18 protein-coding genes are annotated in these 20,582 nt (G+C 61.2%); 10 read left to right on the top strand and 8 right to left on the bottom strand.

All coding sequences use genetic code 11. The features are described from left to right. Nucleotides 1-86 precede the first annotated feature (86 nt). From IFT76_RS19415 to IFT76_RS19400, 4 genes are all read left to right on the top strand, one after another. Nucleotides 87-944 carry an AraC family transcriptional regulator gene (locus IFT76_RS19415; protein WP_244647988.1) on the top strand — a complete coding sequence of 286 codons (858 nt, stop codon included), beginning with the start codon at nucleotides 87-89 and terminating at the stop codon, nucleotides 942-944. A gap of 467 nt (nucleotides 945-1,411) precedes the next feature. Further along, on the top strand, nucleotides 1,412-1,987 hold the full coding sequence (locus IFT76_RS19410) for a (2Fe-2S)-binding protein (protein ID WP_244647987.1): 576 nt from the start codon (nucleotides 1,412-1,414) through the stop codon (nucleotides 1,985-1,987). Continuing rightward, a complete protein-coding gene (locus IFT76_RS19405; RefSeq protein ID WP_192059874.1) occupies nucleotides 1,987-2,982 on the top strand; it encodes an FAD binding domain-containing protein in 996 nt (331 codons plus the stop codon). The genes IFT76_RS19410 and IFT76_RS19405 overlap by 1 nt, the downstream gene beginning before the upstream one ends. Beyond that, nucleotides 2,979-5,210 (top strand): xanthine dehydrogenase family protein molybdopterin-binding subunit, encoded by a 2,232-nt coding sequence (locus IFT76_RS19400; protein ID WP_192059873.1) that lies wholly within the window; start codon nucleotides 2,979-2,981, stop codon nucleotides 5,208-5,210. Before IFT76_RS19405 ends, IFT76_RS19400 begins: the two co-directional genes overlap by 4 nt. 54 nt (nucleotides 5,211-5,264) lie before the next feature. Here the strand turns inward: IFT76_RS19400 and IFT76_RS19395 are convergent, their stop codons facing one another. From IFT76_RS19395 to IFT76_RS19385, 3 genes are read right to left on the bottom strand one after another with little or no spacing between them, the layout of a single operon-like run. Continuing rightward, nucleotides 5,265-5,909 carry an RraA family protein gene (locus IFT76_RS19395; RefSeq protein WP_122477329.1) on the bottom strand — a complete coding sequence of 215 codons (645 nt, stop codon included), beginning with the start codon at nucleotides 5,907-5,909 and terminating at the stop codon, nucleotides 5,265-5,267. Nucleotides 5,910-5,944: 35 nt separating this feature from the next. Then, nucleotides 5,945-6,958: a hydroxyacid dehydrogenase gene (locus tag IFT76_RS19390; protein WP_197976981.1), complete on the bottom strand. Its 1,014-nt coding sequence runs from the start codon at nucleotides 6,956-6,958 to the stop codon at nucleotides 5,945-5,947. Beyond that, a complete protein-coding gene (locus IFT76_RS19385) occupies nucleotides 6,930-8,279 on the bottom strand; it encodes an MFS transporter (RefSeq protein ID WP_122477331.1) in 1,350 nt (449 codons plus the stop codon). The genes IFT76_RS19390 and IFT76_RS19385 overlap by 29 nt, the downstream gene beginning before the upstream one ends. A gap of 165 nt (nucleotides 8,280-8,444) precedes the next feature. Between IFT76_RS19385 and IFT76_RS19380 the strand changes: the two genes are divergently transcribed. Next, complete coding sequence (locus IFT76_RS19380; RefSeq protein ID WP_342365586.1) at nucleotides 8,445-9,989, top strand: IclR family transcriptional regulator domain-containing protein; 1,545 nt, start codon at nucleotides 8,445-8,447, stop codon at nucleotides 9,987-9,989. 3 nt (nucleotides 9,990-9,992) lie between these two features. Here the strand turns inward: IFT76_RS19380 and IFT76_RS19375 are convergent, their stop codons facing one another. Beyond that, entirely contained in the window at nucleotides 9,993-10,322 is a 330-nt protein-coding gene (locus IFT76_RS19375) for a hypothetical protein (protein WP_122477334.1), read from the bottom strand. 88 nt (nucleotides 10,323-10,410) lie between these two features. After that, nucleotides 10,411-10,779, bottom strand: a complete 369-nt coding sequence (locus IFT76_RS19370; RefSeq protein WP_192059869.1) for a histone-like nucleoid-structuring protein, MvaT/MvaU family — start codon at nucleotides 10,777-10,779, stop codon at nucleotides 10,411-10,413. Nucleotides 10,780-11,018: 239 nt separating this feature from the next. Between IFT76_RS19370 and IFT76_RS19365 the strand changes: the two genes are divergently transcribed. The 3 genes from IFT76_RS19365 to hpxO all read left to right on the top strand — a co-directional run bounded on the left by IFT76_RS19365 (nucleotide 11,019) and on the right by hpxO (nucleotide 14,681). Then, nucleotides 11,019-11,429 carry a DUF3597 domain-containing protein gene (locus IFT76_RS19365; RefSeq protein ID WP_122477338.1) on the top strand — a complete coding sequence of 137 codons (411 nt, stop codon included), beginning with the start codon at nucleotides 11,019-11,021 and terminating at the stop codon, nucleotides 11,427-11,429. A gap of 207 nt (nucleotides 11,430-11,636) precedes the next feature. After that, the gene (poxB, locus tag IFT76_RS19360; protein ID WP_185793029.1) at nucleotides 11,637-13,355 is read left to right on the top strand and encodes a ubiquinone-dependent pyruvate dehydrogenase; all 1,719 of its coding nucleotides are present in this window, start codon (nucleotides 11,637-11,639) and stop codon (nucleotides 13,353-13,355) included. Between the two features lie 168 nt (nucleotides 13,356-13,523). Further along, a complete protein-coding gene (gene hpxO / locus IFT76_RS19355) occupies nucleotides 13,524-14,681 on the top strand; it encodes an FAD-dependent urate hydroxylase HpxO (RefSeq protein ID WP_192059867.1) in 1,158 nt (385 codons plus the stop codon). 16 nt (nucleotides 14,682-14,697) lie between these two features. Here the strand turns inward: hpxO and IFT76_RS19350 are convergent, their stop codons facing one another. Together IFT76_RS19350 and IFT76_RS19345 are read right to left on the bottom strand one after the other, a co-directional pair. Further along, nucleotides 14,698-15,705, bottom strand: a complete 1,008-nt coding sequence (locus IFT76_RS19350; RefSeq protein ID WP_192059865.1) for a sensor histidine kinase — start codon at nucleotides 15,703-15,705, stop codon at nucleotides 14,698-14,700. Beyond that, nucleotides 15,698-16,138, bottom strand: coding sequence for a response regulator (locus tag IFT76_RS19345; protein WP_122477343.1), 441 nt, complete (start codon nucleotides 16,136-16,138; stop codon nucleotides 15,698-15,700). The genes IFT76_RS19350 and IFT76_RS19345 overlap by 8 nt, the downstream gene beginning before the upstream one ends. Nucleotides 16,139-16,365: 227 nt before the next feature. Between IFT76_RS19345 and glgX the strand changes: the two genes are divergently transcribed. After that, nucleotides 16,366-18,540 (top strand): glycogen debranching protein GlgX, encoded by a 2,175-nt coding sequence (gene glgX, locus IFT76_RS19340; protein ID WP_240998755.1) that lies wholly within the window; start codon nucleotides 16,366-16,368, stop codon nucleotides 18,538-18,540. Between the two features lie 260 nt (nucleotides 18,541-18,800). After that, nucleotides 18,801-20,381 (top strand): GGDEF domain-containing protein, encoded by a 1,581-nt coding sequence (locus IFT76_RS19335; RefSeq protein ID WP_192059863.1) that lies wholly within the window; start codon nucleotides 18,801-18,803, stop codon nucleotides 20,379-20,381. 99 nt (nucleotides 20,382-20,480) lie between these two features. On the opposite strand, the gene IFT76_RS21095 is transcribed toward IFT76_RS19335, so the two are convergent. After that, nucleotides 20,481-20,579, bottom strand: a complete 99-nt coding sequence (locus IFT76_RS21095) for a hypothetical protein (protein WP_446730936.1) — start codon at nucleotides 20,577-20,579, stop codon at nucleotides 20,481-20,483. Nucleotides 20,580-20,582 lie beyond the last annotated feature (3 nt).

Raw genomic sequence — 20,582 nt, 5'->3', positions numbered from 1 at the left:
GTTCGTGACACGGGAGCAAGGTGAATATGACGAACGAATTCGACACGACTGGTCCAAGCTCATCGACGCACGAAACGCTGACGCGGATGATCGCCTGGCACACCAAGGCGCCCGGTGATTACCGAACGGACATCGCAGGTCTTGGTTTTTTTCGACGCGACTGCCCGGCACCGCCCATGACCTGCATGGTCGAGCCCAGCATCATTCTGGTTGCTCAGGGCGAAAAGCAGCTGTGGGTGGGGGGCGAAGGTTATCGGTACAGCACCTCGAAGTTTCTGATCACGTCGCTGGATCTGCCTGCCAACTCCGAAGTGCTGGTGGCCAGCCACGAGCAGCCATGCCTGGGGCTGACGTTCAAGCTGGATATGCGCATGCTGGCCGAACTGATAGCGCAGGGTGATCTGCCGCCCATTCGCGATCGGGCCGCGGTCCAGGGCGTAGGTATCGGTTCGGTAACGCTGCCGTTGCTGGCCTCGTTCGAACGGCTGCTGGCGCTGTTCGATGAGCCACGGTCCATTCCTGTGCTGGCGCCACTGATCCAGCGCGAAATCCACTATCGCCTGCTGCAAGGCGACCAGGCGGGTCGGCTGCGGCAGATCACCTCGGTGGACGGCCAGGGTTATCGCATAGGCAGAGCGATCGATTGGCTGAAGTTGAATTACACGTCAGCGCTGCGCGTCGACGAACTGGCAGCCAGGGTGCAGATGAGTACCCCGACCTTTCATCATCATTTCCGTCAACTCACCAGGATGAGCCCGTTGCAGTATCAGAAGTGGCTGCGGCTCAATGAGGCAAAGCGGTTGATGCTCAATGAACATCAGGACGTGTCCAGCGCAGCCTTCAAGGTTGGGTATGAAAGTCCGTCGCAGTTCAGTCGCGAGTACAGTCGTCTGTTCGGCGCGCCACCCAAGCGCGACATCGCGGCCTTGCGCGGAAACGGCTAGCCTGCCCGCGTTATCGCATGCCTCGTCGCCTTCACTGAAATAGGCAAGAACGCCACTCGATTGGGCAAGTGGCGTCCCGCAGCCGACTGCATACTGAGTCGCCGGATCGGCGAACGGAGTGACATTTCCCGCAGCGCATGAGCGCCCACGCAGGTTTGAACCCGCTTTGCAAGACACCGGCAAAAACTGCCCTCGTTGCCATGTCGGGCATCGTGCGGGTCGTCAATGGCGTGATCCGCGACACGCTTTGAAACCATAGTGTCTTATCACCTGACGTACGACCTCAACCAATGGCGTGATCCAGGTGTCTGCACTAGACGCAGCAAGACCGTGATTCAAGACATAAAAAAATAGATGAGGACCGCAACATGACCGATCCGACCGAAAAGATTTCCTCCGAACCAGAGGGTTCCGGTGAGTTGTTCAAGGAACTGACCACGCCCTCGCGGCGCAATTTCCTGCGCACCATGGGCATCTCGGGCATGGCCGCTGCCACCGCCCCGGTGTGGGCCCAGGCCGCCCAGTTGGCGCCTATCGACGACAGTGACAAGCCGTTGGCCAAGGGCGAGCAGCGGATCACGCTCAAGGTCAATGGCCAGCCGCACACGCTCAACGTGCCCGGCAACGCCGTGCTGCTGGACGTGTTGCGCGACCGCCTGATGCTGACCGGCACCAAGAAGGGCTGCGACCACGGCCAGTGCGGGGCCTGCACGCTGCACATCAATGGTCAGCCGGTGAACAGCTGTCTGTCCCTGGCGGCCATGCACCAGGGCGATGACATCACCACCATCGAAGGCCTGGAGCGCAACGGTCAGTTGCACCCGATCCAGGAAGCGTTCTGGGCCCACGACGCGTTCCAGTGCGGCTATTGCACCTCGGGCCAGATGATGACCGCTGCGGCCATCATCAAGGACCCGGACATCGGCGCCGACGACGCCAGCGTGCGCGAGGCCATGAGCGGCAACATCTGCCGATGTGGCGCGTACAAGAACATCCTTGCCGCCGTGCAGGATGCCCGTGGCAAAGTACAGGGAGCCAGCTGATGAGAGCCTTGGAATACACCCGCGCAACCAGCCCCGAACAGGCCGTTGCGACCCATGCCCGCAATGAAGCCACGGCGTTTCTTGCCGGCGGTACGACCCTGCTGGATCTGGTCAAGATCGATATCATGCAGCCCGATCGGGTCATCGACGTGCATACCTTGGCGCTGGATCAGGTCGAAACCTTGAGCGATGGCCGGACCCGTATCGGCGCCATGGTCAGCAACACTCGTCTGGCCAATCATCCGCGCATCAAAAGTGATTACGCGGTGCTGTCCCAGGCGCTGCTGTCCGGGGCGACCACGCAACTGCGCAACAAGGCGACCACCGGCGGCAATGTCATGCAGCGGGTGCGCTGCAATTATTTCCGCGACGGCGTTTCCGCCTGCAACAAGCGCGTGCCCGGCTCGGGCTGTGCTGCCATCGGCGGGCATAACCGCAGCGTGCACGCGGTACTGGGCACCAGCGACCAGTGCATTGCCACCCATCCTTCGGACATGTGCGTGGCCATGGCGGCGATTGGTGCGACCGTGCAGGTGCAAGGCCCCAACGGCAAACGCGAGATCGACTTCCAGGATTTCCACTTGCTGCCGGGCGCCACGCCTTGGAAAGAGCATGCGCTGCAGCCTGACGAATTGATTACCCATGTAACGCTGAATGCGCCATTGGCCAACGGCAAGTCTGCGTACCTGAAGCTGCGTGATCGCGCGTCCTACCAGTTTGCGCTGGCTTCCAGCGCGGTGATTCTGGTCATGGACGGGCAGGTCATTCGCGAGGCCCGCATTGCCTTGGGCGGCGTCGGCACCAAGCCATGGCGTGCGCTGGAAGCCGAGCGCGCACTGCGCGGTGCGGCCGCTACCCCGGAAAACTTCGCCAAGGCCGCAGCCATCGCGCTGCAAGGGGCCAAGCCGTATGCACACAACGCCTACAAGATTCCCCTTGGGCAGCAGGCCATCGTGCGCAACCTTTCCACCCTGAGCACAGGAGCCATGGCATGAGCGAGTCAATCATGGGGGCATCCCCACGCCGCATCGACGGTCGCCTGAAGGTCACCGGCAGCGCGCAGTATGCGGCCGACCATCAGCCCAAGGGCATGGTCTTCGCCTACGGCGTCTACAGCACGGTGGCCAGTGGCTCGATCACATCTTTGGACATCGAGGCGGCGCGCCGCTCGCCCGGCGTGCTGGAAATTCTGCACCACGGCAACTTTCCCCAGGCGTTCCACACCTCGCCCGTGCCTTTCTCCCTGGCAGGGGTGCTGACAGGCTCGCGTACCGATGAGAAAAGGCTGCCGTTCGAGGACAATGTCGTGCGTTATGCCGGGCAGTTCGTGGCGCTGGTGGTTGCCGACACGTTCGAGCATGCGCGCGAAGCGGCCTACAAGGTCAAGGTCAGCTACAGCGAAAGCGCGGCTGCCGCCAATCTGGAGCAGGGACTGAAGCGGCGCGCAGCTGCCGACGGTGGGCAGGGCCACAAGCGTGGCGATCCAGCCAGCGCCTTCGATGGCGGTGCGCAGACGGTAGACGCCACTTATACGACGCCTGTGGAAACCCACAACCCCATGGAAATGCACGCCACCGTTGCGCTGTGGGACAACGGTCGACTGGTGGTGTATGAATCCACGCAGTCGGTCGTGGTTCACCGCAACACCCTGGCGCAGATCTTCGGCCTGCCCACCGAGCGCGTGGAAGTGCGTGCGCCGTTCATTGGTTCGGGCTTCGGCGGCAAGCTGTGGATCTGGCCGCACTCGGTAGCTGCCTGTGCGGCTGCCAAGATCGTCGGCCGACCGGTGCAACTGGTGCTGCCGCGAGCGCAGATGTTCACCACGGTAGGGCATCGCCCGGAGACCCGCCAGCGCATGCGCCTGGCGGCCGATGGCAAGGGCAAGCTGGTTTCCCTGCGTCATGAATCGCTCAACACCACCGGGATCGGCGACCAGTATGTCGAGAACTGCGGGGGCATGAGTGCCAGCCTGTACTCGTGTGCGAACGTCGAAGTGACCCATGGCACGGTGCAGGTCAACCGCGGCGCACCGACCTCGATGCGTGCCCCAGGCGCAGCCCCTGGCCTGTTTGCGCTGGAGTCGGCCATCGACGAACTGGCCGAACGCTGCAAGATGGACCCGCTCGCCTTTCGCCAGTTGAACTGGGCCGAGCAGAACGAGCAGGAGAAACTGCCGTGGTCCGGCAACCATCTGCGCGAAGCACTGGCCCAGGGCGCCGAGCGTTTCGGCTGGGCCAAGCGCACGCCGGGTATCGGCAGCATGCGTGATGGCCACGAGATCGTCGGCTACGGCATGGCGCAGTGCAACTGGGATGCCTTCCGCACGCCGTGCGAAGCGCGGGTCTCGTTGACCTCCGACGGTCGCGCCGTGGTGTACTGCGGTGCTCAGGACATTGGGACCGGCACCTACACGGTGCTTGCCCAGTGCGTCAGTGACATCACTGGTCTGCCGCTGGAGCGGATCACGGTAGAGCTGGGCAACTCGTCCTACCCGCCCGCGCCTGTTTCCGGCGGCTCGTGGATGACTGCCAGTGCCTTGCCAGCCGTGGCCGAAGCGACCCGCGCCGCGCTCACCCAGCTCAAGAGCTTCGCAGCCTCGGAAGAGGGCGGGCTGGCCAATGCCAAGCCAGAAGCGATCACGGTCAGCAACGGGCGCCTGCAGGACGGTTCGACCAGCCTGGAGTTCGCCGAAGTACTCAAGAAGCTGAAGATCGCCAGCGCCGAAGGCGAGGCCCATACCGGTATGGCCGATACCAAGAAGCATGCATTCAGCTCGTTCGGCGCGCATTTCGTCGAGGTGCGCTGGGATCCGGGTATCTCCCGCCTGCGCGTGTCGCGCGTGGTCAGCGCCATTGATGTGGGCAAGATCATCAATGCCAAGACCGCACGCAATCAGGTCGAAGGTGCCATCGTCATGGCCATCGGCATGGCGCTGTTCGAGTCGACCGACTACGACGAGCGCAATGGCATGCCGGTGAACAACAACTACGCGGAGTATGTGGTGCCGGTGCACGCCGATCAGCCGGACATCGATGTGATCCTGCTGGATTACCCCGACTACAACCTCAACGAGTACGGTGCGCGTGGTGTGGGTGAAATCGGTGTGACCGGTTTGGCGGCTGCTGTGGCCAACGCGGTCTACCATGCCACCGGCAAGCGTGTGCGTGACCTGCCGATCAGCCTGGAAAAACTGATGGATCAGGTGCCGACCGTCAGCGTTTGATCGCTCGTTGCCGCGCCGGGGGTTCTCTCGGCGCGGTATTGCCGGCTTCGTTGGCTATGCTTCGACGATGCTCGCCCTGATATTTTCCCTGAGCTTCGCTTCGATCCCGGCCTGGGCCTCAAGTCTATCGGCGAGCGCCGCAATCAGGTGGCGGCCAATGACGATGACGCCGTCCCTGTCTCCCACGATGGCATCACCCGGATTGCACACCACGTTGCCACACGCCACCGGCGTGCCGACCTGGCCTGGACCGTGCTTGGAAGGTCCGGCAGGATTCACGCCCCGTGCGTAGACAGGCAGCCCCATCACGCTCAGTTCTTCCACGTCTCGAACCGCGCCATCGATGACCACGGCGGCGACTTTACGCGCCAGGCATATTTCTCCGAGCAAGTCACCGAACACCGCGCGATTGATTTCGCCGTTGCCGTTGATCACCAGTACATCGCCTGGCTTGGCATCGTCCAACGCGCGGTGGATGGCCAGGTTGTCGCCTTCCCAGGTCTGAATCGGCAGAACCGTGCCATGAAACGATGCCTTGCCAGCGACGTGGTGGATGGCAGATGCCATCATCCCCATGCGTTGCAGCACGTCGCCGATCAGCGCGACGGGGTATTGTGATATTTCCTCGAGCTGCGCAAGACAAGCCCTGGGCCAGTCTTCGCTCACGGTGATGTTTGCAGCGGATGCATTGATGAACATGTTGACCTCGGCAGGGTTGCGTTTAGCGGGCGTCGTCAGTCGAACGCTCGGGAGACGGGCTCGTTGACCGGATGCAAGGGCGGCTCGCCACGCAACACGGCGCGAATGGCGTCCACAGCGCTCATGCCGACACGCAGCAACGACTCGTTGGTTTGCCCTGCGACATGAGGTGTCACGAGCAGATTGGGCAGGTCGGACACGGGGAACGTGTTGCAACTGAACGGATTGATCATGTCGGCGTTTTCCGCAGCCAGAACGTCGATCCCTGCGCCGCCCAGCTGGCCGCTGCGCAAGGCGTCGGCGACAGCCGCCTCATCGATGACCCCGCCGCGACTGGTATTGATAAGGATCGCGCCAGCCTTCATTTTTGCTATCTCGGGTCGACCGATCAGATTCCGGGTACTCGACTGTAGAGGCACGTGAAGGCTCACTACATCGGCCTTGGCCAGCAGGGTGTCGAGATCGACCAGCCGGGCGTCGAAGCTTGCGTCATAGGCAGGATCGGTCGCCAATACATTCATGCCGAACGCTTCGGCAACCGGCGCGACATGCTGGCCGATATCACCGAAGCCGATCAGGCCCAGGGTACGCCCCTCTAGCTCTATTCCGGTCAGGGACAGACGGTCCGCTGCCCAGACGCTGTCACGAGTCTGATCGGTGGCCAGTTGCAGCTTGCGGCTGACCCCCAGCAGCAGGGCAAACACATGCTCCACGACACTTCTGCGATTGGCCCCTGGCGTGTTGGTGACCCACACACCCCGTTCGGCAGCCGCCTTGTGATCGACATTGTCGTAACCCGCTCCGTGTCTGGCCACGATCCGCAGCTTCGGTGATGCCGCAATCATTTGCGCGGATATATGGCCACCACGCAGGAACACGGCATCGACCTGTTGCTGAATGTCGGTGTACGCGACTGCGTTCGGGCCGTAGCCGAGTCGCACCTCACCTGTAGAAGAAAGTGCCTGCAATACATCTGGATGAATCGGGCTTGTTACATAGATCAAAGGCATCATCGTCACCTCAGGAGAATTGGTGGGTGTTGGCATCATCGGTAGCCGCGGGCGGATTTCTGCGAACGGTCGAGATAACGATCAGTCCCAGAAGGCCTGATGCGCACAGGATGAATGCAGGCGTGGACTGATTGCCGGTGGCGCCGATCAGCCAGGTAGCCAGAAACGGGCCTGAGCCTCCGCCGATGACCGCACCTACGCTGTGCCCGAACGCCACCCCGGTGTGGCGGATGTGCATCGGGAAGAATTCGGGCATGACCGAGTAGGTACCGGCCTGGCAAAGCGCGTAGGGAATCATGCCCAGCGCCAAACCGGCCATGGCCAGATTCACCGAGCCTTGCTGCATCAACATGAAAGAGGGTATCGAGAGCACGGCATAGGCGACGTAGGCGTAGCGCAGGATGGACTTGCCGCCGCGATAGGAGCCCAGTTGTCCAGCCAGAGGTATCAGGAACGCGGCAAGAATCACCGCGACCAGCACGATGGTGGATGCCTGACCTTTCGAATAGCCCAGGATCGAACTGAAATAGGCTGCGATGAATACGGTGCCGATGTAGGTGCCGATGTTCTGCACCATCGCGATCATGATCACTTTGAGCAAAGGCTTGCGGTAGTCACGCAGCAACTCCGCGAAGGGCTGGCCTTGCTTGACTTCGGTATGGTTTTTCTTCGATGCGAACTCGGGGCTGTCCTCGATGCTCAGCCGCATGTAAAGGCCAATGATTCCAAGCGGAAGCGCCAGGAGGAAAGGAATGCGCCAGCCCCAGGCAAGCATTTCGGGATCCGTGAGGGTCGCCGCTGCGAGGCCTGCTATGGCTGCGGCCAGGCCTTTGCCGAATTGCGCGATGGAGGGCAGAAAGGAAATGTACAAGGCGCGGCGTTTGGGCGGCGCCCACTCGCGGATGTAGCTTGCGGCGCCGCCGATTTCGCCGCCTGCCGAGAACCCTTGGAGCATGCGCAGCACGACCAGCAGTATCGGCGCCCACACGCCGATCTGCGCGTAGCCAGGCAGCAGGCCGATCAGCGTGGCGGCAATACCCATGAGCGTGATACTGGCGATCAGGCTGAAGCGTCTTCCTACTTTGTCGCCCAGCCAGCCAAAGGCGATGGCACCCAAGGGCCTGACCAGGAATGCAGAGCCGAACACCAGGAAAGTGTTCAGCAGGCCTGTAGTCGCGTTGTCCGAGGGGAAGAAAACCAGCGCCAGGGTCGCAGCCACATAACCGTAGACGCTGAAGTCGTAGTACTCGACGAAGGTGCCGAACACCGCCGCTCTAGTGGCTTTCTTGGCTTTGCGCGTTTGCTCCGTCTGATCGACGGCAGACCGGACAGGCTCGGCCACAGCATTGTTGTTATTCATGGGCACCTCGGGTTATAGAACACTATCTATTCAAAAAATGGGACAGTGTCCTGATCTTGTTTTGGCTAGCTTCTAGAAGCTCGAGGAGCTTGTCAACAGTCACGTGTAATTGCCCTGCGGCAGCTTTACACCCCAGAATGGGGGCCCAAACCCTCGATTCGACTCATGATGTCCTCATCAAGCTGCTCTTCCGTCACTTCCTCGACTGCGGCAACTGCCTCCAGCCACACCCGATTGATTCAGGTCGTGGACGCGCTTGTCAGGCGCTCGGGCGCCGAGCCTTGGGGGGTGCGTGAACTGGCGGCAGAACTCGACGAGAGTCGCAGCACGGTCAATCGGATCCTGGCGTCTCTGGTCGAAGTAGGTTTGGCGACCGAGGCAGGAACGGGCAAGTACGCAGTAGGGCCGAGAGTCGATGTCTTGGCCAGGACGCTCAGTGATTCGAGCACGCTGCTGGGGCGCGGCTCACGATCGTTGGGTGATCTGGCAGCAGCATCGAGGTGCACGGCATTGGTGTCAGTCTGCTGCCCACGCGAAGGCGGGTACTTCGTCGCCGCCTGCAGCGAAGCCAAGGCGGCGCTCATATTCAGACCCGCGCTGGGCGCGCTTTATCCGCTCGCTTTCGGCGACATTGGACGCGCATTCCAGCGATTCCTTGCCGATGACCTTTCTTCCCAGGATAGGGAATCCGATGTCACTGCCTACGCGCTGTCCCAGCATGAACAGCTTGGGCTGTTGTCGGAATCCGAGTTTCCGCGCGCGTCGTCGATCTCGGTCAGGCGCATGGCGAATGGGCTGGTGGTAGCGGTTTCCGTTCACTGCGCGAGCAGCACGGAATCGGCGCAACCCCGAGCCTGGGAGGCAGATGCGCAGCACGTCATCGCTCGAATACAGGCAGACATGGAATCTGGAAGCGTCGAACGGATTCAACGCCTGCCTGATGTCATCGAGCCGGATAGCAAATCTACGGTGGGTCGTCTGGAGCGACTCCTGTTGCTGGCGTGCGCCTTCCCCCAAGGCGTGAAAAACTCCGTGGATCTGCACGACCAACTGCTGTGTAACGCGGCCACAGCCAAGCGATTGATCGAGTCAGGTAGTCAGGCCGGTGTCGTCAGGTGGGTTGCAGGCACGCTGTACCCAGGCCCGAAGCTCTATCAATGGGCGGCGCGAATCACCGCTGCAGACCGTGACCTTGCCGACATGACCCACCGGATCGTTTCTTCACTCGTTCAGGAAACCGGCGAGACCATAGCGCTGCTTTCCTATGACGAGGCTACTGGCACGGCTGAATTTCTCGACGTCATCCAAGGCTGGCGACCCATTCAATACAAGCTGCAGGTGAACGTGGAAGTGCCACTGTACGCGGGTGCGGCGGGTAAGGCGGTATTGGCCAACTGCGACAGTCAGGTAGCAGAATCTCTTGACCTGGTGAGGATCACCGACGCGACCATAACCTCCCGCGAGTTGCTCAAGGCAGACCTGGAAGCCATAAGAGCCAGAGGCTGGGCCACGGGTGAAGGTGAGCGTGTGTTGGGGGCTTTCGGTTTGGCTGTGCCGTTTTTCGTAGACGGTCGAATACGAGGGTCGATCTCGGCAACGATCCCGCAGTACCGCAAGAGCGAGCTTGATTTGCCGCTGCTGCTGACACGGATGCGCGAAGCTACCACCCGGATAGAGCGCCTGTTGTCATTGGGTGTGAAGGCCGCCTGAGGGTTACTTCTGTAGTGAAGCCTCATCCAGCCCGGCGTACCAATCCGCGTATTGTGTATTGCGCGCCATGCGTCGGTTGACGTCGGCGCTGCCGTCGTCCCACCACACTTCCCCGCGCTCGCCCAAGGCCTGCTTGGCGACATCGACCTGCGCGCGGGCTTTTACGAGAGCCTCGGGATCTTCCGAGTGCTTGGCGGCCTTGACCGCTCGCCGTGCATCCATGAGTACCTTGACCCAATGTTCGCGCACGGCTTCGGGCAGGGCAGGGTTGCTGCATCGCCAGAGCCGGCCGCGTACGACGAAATAGCGTCCATCGGGTGTGGTGGGATACATCGCGGGATCATCGACAAGGACGGTGTGAGGGGAGGGGGATGCGATCCGGCAAGCGGGCCGTATGTCGCTGCTTGCCGGTGGATGTGGCTTAGCTCAACCAGCTTTCGACAGTGTCGGAGCCGTATTCGGCTTTCCATTCCTTCAAGGTCTTGTGGTTGCCGCCTTTGGTTTCGACGACTTCACCCGAGTGGGGGTTCTTGTAGGTTTTCAGCGAGCGCGGCTTGCGCGTGGCTTTTTCAGGCGCTGCGCTGGCCTTGACTGATTTGCCGCCTTGCTGCGGGTCGAGAATGGAAACGATGTCCCTGAGGCTTTTATTGTATTCGCCCAACAGCGAACGCAACTTGGTCTCGAACTCGATTTCCTGTTCCAGGCCCTTGTCGCCTTTCATGGCCTCAAGTGCTGCAAGTTGTTCGGCCAGATGACGTTCGAGTTGACGGTATTCAGCAAGTTTGGACATGAGTATCCCCAGGCATGGATCGTGGATAAAAAGGTAAAGGTATCGAGGCGTGATTCTGGCGCAGTGTGCGCACCGATGCCACAACTAAATAACGTTTATTACAATATGTGGCCAGCTTCGTATCCGGTCGAGGATACGGAATGTCGCAGGCTCGATTAAACTTTTCGGCGACCAGGGGTGTCAGGTCTTAAGTAGGCTGTCGAATCCGCGGCAGCAGCCAAGAAATCTGGAGATACGAAATGAGCTTTTTCAGCAGCATCCTCGAGAAACTGGGTATCGGCAAGCACGCTGTTCCGGACGCAGACGCTTCTACACAAACTCCCGTTGCTCCTGCGCCAGGTGCATCGCCCACCACTACCGTCACGAACCAGCCTTCCGCTGCGCCGATCACTCAGGTGGATGTGGCCCAAAAGCTCGAAGCCATGGCGGCCAGCCACGGCGAAACTTTGAACTGGCGTACGTCGATCGTCGACTTGCTCAAATTGCTTGGCCTGGACAGCAGCCTGACCGCGCGCAAGGAACTTGCCGAAGAGTTGCACTACACCGGTTCGACCGATGATTCGGCAGCCATGAACACCTGGCTGCACTCTGCTGTGATGAAGAAGCTCGCTGAAAACGGCGGCACCGTGCCTGCGGAACTGCTGAACTGATATATCCCTCAGCGTGGTGCACTGCTTATAAGAAAGCCCGACCCCGGTCGGGCTTTCTTGCATTTGAATACCCGCTTGGCATGCAGCCTGGCGCGTTTTCGAGAACCGGCGGGACGATTCTATAATTTTTGTTAATAAACCCGGCGGAACACCATTGGCGTGTCGATACTCAGAGCCCTTGAACTTATATTTTCAAAGGAGCGCCAAATGTCCACTGCAGCCGATTTCATGGTCAATACCCTCAAGCACGCAGGTGTCAAACGCATCTATGGCGTAGTGGGTGATTCCTTGAATGGCCTGACCGATTCAATGCGTCGGTTGGGCGGGCTGGATTGGATACACATGCGCAACGAAGAGGCCGGGGCCTTCGCCGCTGGCGGCGAGGCGCACCTGACCGGTGAACTGGCGGTCTGTGCCGGCAGCTGCGGACCGGGCAACCTGCATTTGATCAACGGCTTGTTCGACTGTCATCGCAGCGGCGTGCCGGTGCTGGCGATCGCAGCGCACATTCCCAGCAGCGAGATCGGCATAGACTACTTCCAGGCGACCCATCCCGAGTCGTTGTTCAAAGACTGCAGCCATTATGTAGAACTGGTCTCGCGCCCCGAGCAATTGCCGCAGATTCTGGAGCGGGCCATGCGCGTTGCCATCAGTCGCCGCGGCGTTGCCGTGGTAGTGATTCCGGGCGATGTGGCGCTGAGCTCGCTCGACGCGCCGGTCAGCCAGTGGATTGCACCGCAGGCGCCGGTGGTCGTTCCGGCGCCGGGGCAACTCGACGAGCTCGCCCGGTTTCTCAACGGTGGCAAGCGCGTCACCCTGTTGTGCGGTGCCGGGTGCGCAGGTGCACACAGCGAAGTCGTGGCACTGGCCAAGCAGCTCAAGGCGCCCATCGTGCACGCCCTGCGCGGCAAGGAGCACCTGGAATACGACAATCCCTACGACGTGGGCATGACTGGGCTGATCGGCTTCGCTTCCGGCTTCAATGCCATGAAGGAATGCGACACTCTGCTGATGCTCGGCACCAACTTTCCGTACCGGCAGTTCTTTCCTGAGCACTCGCGCATTGCCCAGATCGATTTGCAGCCTGAGGCGTTGGGCAATCGCTGCCCACTGGCTATCGGTCTGATCGGCGACATCAAGCACACCGTGCAGCAACTGTTGCCACGCCTTGAAGAACGCACCGACACCATGCACTTGAACAAGGCGCTGGCGGACTACGACAGCGCGCGAAAGGGCCTCGACGACCTTGCCGAGAGCGGCCCGAACAGCACGATCATCCACCCGCAATACGTCAGCCGATTGGTCAGCGAGCTGGCCGCCGACGATGCGGTATTCACCTGTGACGTGGGCACGCCCACCGCCTGGGCCGCCCGCTACCTGAAAATGAACGGCAAGCGCCGCCTGATCGGCTCGTTCAACCATGGCTCGATGGCCAACGCCATGCTCCAGGCCATCGGCGCACAGGCGGCCTACCCCGACCGCCAGGTCGTGTCGATGTCCGGCGACGGCGGCTTCGCCATGATGATGGGTGACTTCCTGACCCTCAGCCAGGCCAACCTGCCGGTCAAGGTCATCGTGCTCAACAACGGCACGCTGGGCTTCGTCGAAATGGAAATGAAGGCCAGCGGTCTGGTGGACGTGGGCTGCGAGCTGAAGAATCCGAACTTCGCCACGTTCGCTCAGGGCATGGGTATCAAGGGCATCCGTGTGGAGAAACCGCAGGATCTGCGTGCCGCCCTGATCGAGGCGTTCGAGCATGATGGGCCGGTGTTGGTGGATGTGGTCAGCGAGCGTCAGGAATTGATCATGCCGCCGGAAATCACGGCAGCCAACGTCAAGGGCTTCGGCTTGTTCATGATGCGTGCGGTACTCGACGGGCGAGCCAAGGAACTGGTCAGTCTGGCCAAGAACAACCTCCTGCGCTGAGTCCAGACGCTGCAAACCGGTGCGCACGCGGCAGCGACGCACCGGTTTGACGCCAGCTTTCAATGGGCACACCTGGCTTGTCGGCGTAATCTCGGCTGATAACGGTTCCTGATCACTTGGACAGCTTTTTGCACGGTCTCGGATCGAACCGATCTCAGTGGAGAAGCCATGAAAGCCTTGAATATCGTCATTGCCGGTGCCGGCATGGGTGGCCTCAGTGCCGCTGCGGCCCTGCAACAGGCTGGTCACCGGGTTCACGTCTACGAACGTGCGGCCGAACTGGCGCCGGTCGGCGCGGCTATTTCCATCTGGCCCAACGGTGTGCGGGTGCTGGATGCACTGGGTCTTGGTGAGTCCATCGAGCGTGCAGGTGGCCACATGCAGAGCATGAGTTACAGCGACCACCAAGGCCGCCTGCTCACCCGTTTCGACCTGCAACCCTTGTATAGCCATGCTCGGCGGCGTGCGTTTCCGATTGCACGCGCACGCCTGCAAGGCATCCTTCTGGAAGCGGTCGGGATGCAGAACGTGACCTTAGGGGTTGCGTGCCTGGACTACGAAGAAAGCCAGACCCATGTGCAAATCATGCTGTCGACGGGTGAAACGGTGACAGCCGACCTGCTGATAGCGGCAAACGGCACCCACTCGGTGCTGCGCGACAAGATTGCCGGCCGACCGATTCCGCGGCGCTATTGCGGCTACGTCAATTGGAATGGTCGCATCCAGTCGGCTCCCGACCTGGCACCCGCCGATGAATGGGTGCAGTACGTGGGCGACCACAAGCGGGTGTCGTTGATGCCCATGGGGAACGGTGAGTTGTATTTCTTCTTCGACGTACCGTTGCCGGCAGGAACGGCCAACGTCCGTGAAGGTTATCGCGCCGAACTCGAGCAGCAATTCGCCGGCTGGCCCGACCCGGTGCAGCGTCTTCTGCAACGGCTGGATCCGGCCAGCGTCGCGCGAGTGGAAATCCATGACACCGAGCGAGTCCCCCATTTGGTCGGCACGAGGGTTGCGCTGCTGGGGGACGCGGCCCATGCAATGACCCCCAACATAGGGCAGGGCGGTTGCCAGGCCATGGAGGATGCCTGGGTGCTGGCCCGCTGCATCGAACGCGAGCTGACTCCGGCAGCCGCGTTGGCGGCCTATGAGGCTGCACGCGCGGAGCGGGTCGCCGGTCTGGTAGTGAAGGCGCGCCAGCGGGCGGCGATCATCCACGGCGAAGTGCCGGAAGAAACCCGGCAATGGTACGCAACGCTGGCAGGCAGCGATGGCAGCGACATTCTGGGTGGCTTGATCAAGACCGACGAGGGCAGCCCGCTGTAGCGCGCAACTGCACTGTCTAGGGGTGCGGCAAGGTCAAGGTAACCACGGCGCCCTCTGCGTTGCTGCGGTTGAGAACCGCACCGCAACGCTTGGCCAGCGCGCCGATCAACCCCTGGCCACTGAGCTTGGACCCCGACGTGCCTGCATTCGACAATTGCGCCGGGGAGAAGCCTGGTCCGCGATCGCTCACCGTCAACTGCAGGTCACCTGTACCGAGACGCTTGAGTGCAAAGTGGATATGGGTGGTGCGCTGGTTGCCGTGATGGATGGCGTTGGCCACCAGCTCGTTGACGATCAAGCCCAGGTCCGAAGCCAGCTTGAACGGGGCGTGGGCAGTTTCGGTATCGACGGTCAGGTGAATGCTGTCGTCGCGCTCTGCCTGGATCGATGCCCGTACCAGGTGAGGAAGGTAATGCGCCAGATCCACGGTGCCCGACGCACTGCGATACAGCTCGGCTTGTACCGTGCCCACGCCCTGGATACGAGCGATGGCCGATTCGAGCAGTTGCCGCGCTTCGTCGCCCTGGGCGCGCAGCTTGGACATCTGCAGGAAAGCGATGATCAGCTGCAGGTTGTTCTTGACCCGATGGTTGAGTTCGGAAACCAGAACGTCCTGGTGTGCCTCGAGCTCTTTCTGGGCGGTGATGTCGGTGCAGCTGCCGAAGTAGCCGGCGAACACCCCCTGGCGATAGAACGGCGCGCCGTGGTCGAGAAACCATCGGTAGCTGCCGTCGTGGCGACGCAGGCGATACGGGGTAGTGAAGGACTCGCGGGCGTCGAAGGCCTGTTCGTAATTGCGCGTGCACATCTCCAGGTCATCGGGGTGCACGTCGTCGCCCCAGCCATAGCCGCAGAGCTGGTCCTGAGTCTTGCCGGTGAAGTCGAGCCAAGGCTTGTTGAACCAGTCGCACTGTTTGTCGGTACCCGCGCGCCAGATCAATACCGGCGCGTTGTCAGCCAACTCGCGAAACTCGGTTTCACCAAGTCCTGGTCCCATGCCCGGGAGATCTGTGGGTTCACTCATGCTTCTTTCCATATAGGCCGCGCGATTCTGTGAAAAGCTTCAAGGGCACTGGCAGCGGTCGATTCAAGGGTAGTTCACCTTTGACCAGCGAATGCACGATGTGTGCGCTGCGCGACAGGTCATTGGGGCTGTAGGGCTTGGACAGCAAACCCAACGCGTAGCCGCTGTTGGCCTTGGCCACATCGATCTGGCCACTGACGAACAGCGAGTGGATCTTGAATTGCTCGTAGAGCGTCTGCGCCAGGCCTACGCCTTCGTCGTGTCCATCCAGATTGATGTCGACGAATGCAACGTCGATGACATGCTCGTGCGCCAGTGACAGCGCTCCGGCGACGTCATACGCAGGACCGATGATCTCATGGCCATCTTCCTCCAGAGCTATCTCGGCCAGTAGCGCCAGGATTGGATCGTCTTCTATCAGCAGGATACGCATTGAGTTAACTCATTCTCTTCAAGGGCGCTTGCGCTCTTCTTGCAAAGCTTGTTTTAAGAGCGTCAATAAACCAGTGCGTTCAATCTCGCGTTGTCGGCTGCTAACCACATCTTGATTCCACGCTGAAAAATATCCTGAACTGTTCGGCTGCGCGCGCTTCTATCAGTAGACCGTTTTGGTCGTCTACCTCAGAGCTCAGGCTCAACCTATTTCCGGAGTGTTTGATCATGTCTGATCAATCAATGAATGACAGTGCGTCAAGCCAGGAACGTCCCGCCAGCCGTGTCAGCGAGGGCTTGCCGTACCCATTGGGCGCGACCTGGGATGGGTCGGGCGTCAATTTTGCAATCTTTTCCGCCAACGCCACCAAGGTTGAGTTGTGCCTGTTCGATGCCGACGGCGTCGAAGAGATCGAACGCATCGCGCTGCCTGAATTCACCAACGAGATCTGGCACGGATACCTGCCCGATGCGCGCCCGGGCACATTGTACGGTTACCGCGTGCACGGTCCATACGACCCTGCCAACGGCCACCGTTTCAACGCCAACAAACTGTTGATCGACCCCTACGCCAAGCAGATCTCGGGCGAATTGAAGTGGGACGACGCGCTGTTCGGCTACACCGTGGGCCATGAAGACGGCGACCTGTCGTTCGACGAGCGTGACAGTGCACCGTTCATGCCACGCTGCCGTGTGATCGATCCGGCCTTCACCTGGGGCAACACAGCCAAGCCGAACGTGCCGTGGGAAAAGACCATTTTCTACGAAACCCACGTGCGCGGCTTCACCATGCGCCACCCTTCGGTGCGTGAGTCCGAGCGCGGTACCTTCGCCGCCTTCCACGAGAACGACGTGGTCGAATACATCCGTTCGCTCGGCGTCACGTCGGTAGAGCTGATGCCGGTTCACTATTTCCTTGATGACAATCATCTGCTGGAAAAAGGCCTGCACAACTTCTGGGGCTACAACACCCTGGGCTTCTTCGCGCCGCATGCCCGCTTCATGGCCGGCTCGTCGATCGCCGAATTCAAGGTCATGGTTTCGCGCTTCCACAAGGCCGGCCTGGAAGTGATTCTCGACGTGGTCTACAACCACACTGCCGAAGGCAACGAGATGGGCCCGACCCTGTCGCTCAAGGGTATCGACAACGCCAACTACTACCGCCTGATGCCAGACGATGCGCGTTACTACATCAATGACACCGGCACCGGCAACACCCTGAACATGAGCCACCCCTGCGTATTGCAGATGGTCACCGACTCCCTGCGTTACTGGAGTTCGGAAATGGGCGTGGACGGCTTCCGCTTCGACCTCGCGACGATTCTGGGTCGTGAAGCCCATGGCTTCAGCGAAGGCGGCGGTTTCCTCGACGCCTGCCGCCAGGATCCGGTGCTGGCCAAGGTCAAGCTGGTCGCCGAGCCGTGGGACTGCGGCCCGGGCGGCTATCAGGTGGGCAACTTCCCGCCGGGCTGGATGGAATGGAACGACAAGTTCCGCGACATCTCCCGTGCGTTCTGGAAGGGCGACGACGAGATGCTCGGCGATTTCGCGAAAATCTTCCTGGGCTCGGGCGACCAGTTCAACCGTCGTGGTCGCAAGCCGGCGTCGTCGGTCAACTTCATCACCGCGCACGATGGCTTCACCTTGAACGACCTGGTGTCGTACAACGAGAAGCACAACGAAGCCAACGGTGAAGACAACCGCGACGGCCACTCCGACAACCGCTCGTGGAACTGCGGCGTCGAAGGTCCGACCGACGATCCGGAAATCGTCGCGCTGCGCTATCGGCAGATGCGCAACCTGCTGGCGACGCTGTTTCTTGCCCAGGGCACGCCGATGCTGCTGGCGGGCGATGAGTTCGCTCGTACCCAGGGTGGCAGCAACAACGCCTACTGCCAGGACAGCGAAATCGGCTGGGTTGACTGGAACATCAGCGAGCAGAGCAGCGAGCTGCAGGACTTCGTCAAGTACCTGATCGAGCTGCGCAATCGCTACCCGCTGCTGCGCCGTAATCGCTTCTTCACCGGTGCCTACGACGAAAGCCTGGGCATCAAGGATGTCAGCTGGATCCAGCCCAACGGCAGCGAGATGGGCGTCGAGCAATGGCAGGACGGCAGCAACCGCTGCATGGGCATCCTGCTCGATGGCCGCACCCAGTCCAGTGGTATCCGCCGCGCCGGGGTCGACCATTCGTTGTTGATCGTGGTCAACGCGCACCATGACGTGGTTGGCTTCACCTTGCCGGAAGTGCCGGAAGGCAAGCGCTGGATCCTGCAACTGGACACCAACCAGACCGACTTCGAAGCCGGTGAGTCGTTCGACTTCGGCACCGAGTACGCCGTCACCGGACGTTCGGTACTGATGTTCGAACTGGCCAAGCCAGTGAGCAAGAAGCGTCGCTGATACCGCTGCAACTCGATGCCCCACGTTGGCCAGTCTTGGCCAACGTGGGGCATCTGTCCTTCCACGATAGCGACGAGACGCTGTAGACGCTGAGATGGCAATTTGCTAGCTTGCTCTGCAGGCGCTAGTCAATCCCTTGACTGGCAGCCATGTGTACCGTCGAACTCATCCTTTGCTGCCCTTTTGCAGCCACACATGACGACCTTCGACGACCCCGAAACTTGCTGCCCGTGCACGCCCGTGCGTTGGATATTGCCACGATGTTGATCAGACGCCGCCCATCGCTCGCAGGTTTTATCGGCCTGGCGCTCGGCTTGATCGTGTTTTCGGCGTTCTCGCTGTTGCGGTCCGAAATCCAGCGGCAGGAAACCCGCTTCTCCGAGTATGTACAGAGCATCGCCGGCACCGTACGCAATCAGCTCGACACCAACGATGCCGTACTGGCAGGTTTTGCGGCATTCCTGCAGGCGGTCAAGCAGAGCGATACCGATGCGGCAGCCCGCTACGGCGCGGCCGTGCTGGCGGCGTACCCGCACATCTACATGCTGGAAGTGGCGCGCAGTGTCCCGGTGGACGAGCAATTCGATTTCACGGCATTGCTGCGGCGCACCTGGCTGCCCGATTTCGAGTTGAAGAATTTCGAGGTCAAAGACGCGCACATGAAGGGCGTAGCGCCAGCCGAGCCTGGGGTCGGCGGGTCGCGAGCCATGGCGGAAGCGACCTGGCCCATCCTGTTCATGTCGCCGCAGCTGCCGCAGGCCAGCGTCATCTATGGCGTGCGCCTGGAAACCGTGCCGTACCTGGCCAACGCCCTGGCGCGTATTCGTCAGAACCCGCTGCCAGTGGTGTCGCCGGTGTTCGCCCTGCACGAAGGCGGCAACGCCTACATTCTCATGAAGTCGGTGTCGCGCCCCGATGAGGATACCCAGCACACCTTGCCGAATTTCTTCGGCAGCACCATGGTGGCCATGCTGCTGATCAAGACCGATGCACTGCTCGGTGCCATCGTGCGCCACAACAGCGACTCGCGTGTGGCAGTGAGTGCTCAGTTGCACAGCACAGACAGCCCCAGCCAGGTGGTCGCCATGGAGCCGGTGGCGGGGCGTTGGTGGGACGAACTTGCCTTGCCGCGGCTGACCGACAGTGTGTACGTGGACAGTCCTACGCAACCTGTTTCCCTCAGCTTTCAACGGCAACTACGCCTGATGGACGTGCTGGGTCCGGGAAATCTGTTGATTCTGGCAATCTTGATGGCGAGCCTGGTGGTGGTGCCGATGGTGCTGGTCAGGCATTTCTCGGCCATCGAGGCCGCCGAACTGGAGCATGAGCGCTCGGCATTCCTGGCCACCCACGACGTCCTGACCCAGTTGCCCAACCGTTACCTGCTGGCAGACCGCTTCACCCAGGCACTTCAGCATTGGACCGAGCAAGGCGTCCCATTCGCGGTCATGCTGATCGACCTCGACCATTTCAAGCAGATCAACGATGAGCACGGCCACGCGGTGGGCGACCAGGTGCTGCAGGCACTCGCCAAACGCATGCGCGAGACGGTGCGCCATTACGACACGGTCGCGCGTTACGGTGGCGATGAATTCGTCGCGCTGGTCTCCGATCTGACCAATCCGGACAGCGTGATCCTCAAGGCGCAGCAGCTGCTGGATGCGATCGAGTTGCCAATCGGCACCAGCGTCGGTGCGCTGTCACTGTCGGGCAGCGTCGGGATCTCGCTGTGCCCCGTACACGGTGAAGACCTGGACACCTTGCTCAAGGCGGCCGATCAGGCAATGTATCAGGTCAAGCTGGAAGGTCGGCAAGGGGTGGCGATGGCGGGCGCCGTTTGACAGGCAGTGGCGGGAAAGGCGGCTGACATTCTGGAGATAGCGGCGAGTGCACAGCGGCCCAGGCAGGGCAGGGGCACTCGATGAGTGCCCCGACAGGGTTCAGAAGACCAGCTTGAACAGGCCGATGACCACGACCAGGCCGATCAGGAAGATGATACCGACGGTACTGCCAAGAAACTTCAACATGGGATGACTCACATC

The sequence above is a fragment of the Pseudomonas sp. CFBP 13727 genome (genome assembly GCF_014841915.1).
GTDB lineage: Bacteria > Pseudomonadota > Gammaproteobacteria > Pseudomonadales > Pseudomonadaceae > Aquipseudomonas > Aquipseudomonas baltica.
The sequence above is the reverse complement of the archived record's forward strand: the minus strand, read 5'-3'. Positions and strand labels throughout refer to the sequence as shown.

Bases quoted from the DNA above. Each gene is read 5' to 3' on its own strand.
- IFT76_RS19415 (WP_244647988.1), top strand. From the start codon at position 87: ATGATCGCCTGGCACACCAAGGCGCCCGGTGATTACCGAACGGACATC.
- IFT76_RS19410 (WP_244647987.1), top strand. From the start codon at position 1,412: ATGGGCATCTCGGGCATGGCCGCTGCCACCGCCCCGGTGTGGGCCCAG.
- IFT76_RS19405 (WP_192059874.1), top strand. From the start codon at position 1,987: ATGAGAGCCTTGGAATACACCCGCGCAACCAGCCCCGAACAGGCCGTT.
- IFT76_RS19400 (WP_192059873.1), top strand. From the start codon at position 2,979: ATGAGCGAGTCAATCATGGGGGCATCCCCACGCCGCATCGACGGTCGC.
- IFT76_RS19395 (WP_122477329.1), bottom strand. From the start codon at position 5,909: ATGTTCATCAATGCATCCGCTGCAAACATCACCGTGAGCGAAGACTGG.
- IFT76_RS19390 (WP_197976981.1), bottom strand. From the start codon at position 6,958: ATGATGCCAACACCCACCAATTCTCCTGAGGTGACGATGATGCCTTTG.
- IFT76_RS19385 (WP_122477331.1), bottom strand. From the start codon at position 8,279: ATGAATAACAACAATGCTGTGGCCGAGCCTGTCCGGTCTGCCGTCGAT.
- IFT76_RS19380 (WP_342365586.1), top strand. From the start codon at position 8,445: ATGATGTCCTCATCAAGCTGCTCTTCCGTCACTTCCTCGACTGCGGCA.
- IFT76_RS19375 (WP_122477334.1), bottom strand. From the start codon at position 10,322: ATGTATCCCACCACACCCGATGGACGCTATTTCGTCGTACGCGGCCGG.
- IFT76_RS19370 (WP_192059869.1), bottom strand. From the start codon at position 10,779: ATGTCCAAACTTGCTGAATACCGTCAACTCGAACGTCATCTGGCCGAA.
- IFT76_RS19365 (WP_122477338.1), top strand. From the start codon at position 11,019: ATGAGCTTTTTCAGCAGCATCCTCGAGAAACTGGGTATCGGCAAGCAC.
- poxB (WP_185793029.1), top strand. From the start codon at position 11,637: ATGTCCACTGCAGCCGATTTCATGGTCAATACCCTCAAGCACGCAGGT.
- hpxO (WP_192059867.1), top strand. From the start codon at position 13,524: ATGAAAGCCTTGAATATCGTCATTGCCGGTGCCGGCATGGGTGGCCTC.
- IFT76_RS19350 (WP_192059865.1), bottom strand. From the start codon at position 15,705: ATGAGTGAACCCACAGATCTCCCGGGCATGGGACCAGGACTTGGTGAA.
- IFT76_RS19345 (WP_122477343.1), bottom strand. From the start codon at position 16,138: ATGCGTATCCTGCTGATAGAAGACGATCCAATCCTGGCGCTACTGGCC.
- glgX (WP_240998755.1), top strand. From the start codon at position 16,366: ATGTCTGATCAATCAATGAATGACAGTGCGTCAAGCCAGGAACGTCCC.
- IFT76_RS19335 (WP_192059863.1), top strand. From the start codon at position 18,801: ATGTTGATCAGACGCCGCCCATCGCTCGCAGGTTTTATCGGCCTGGCG.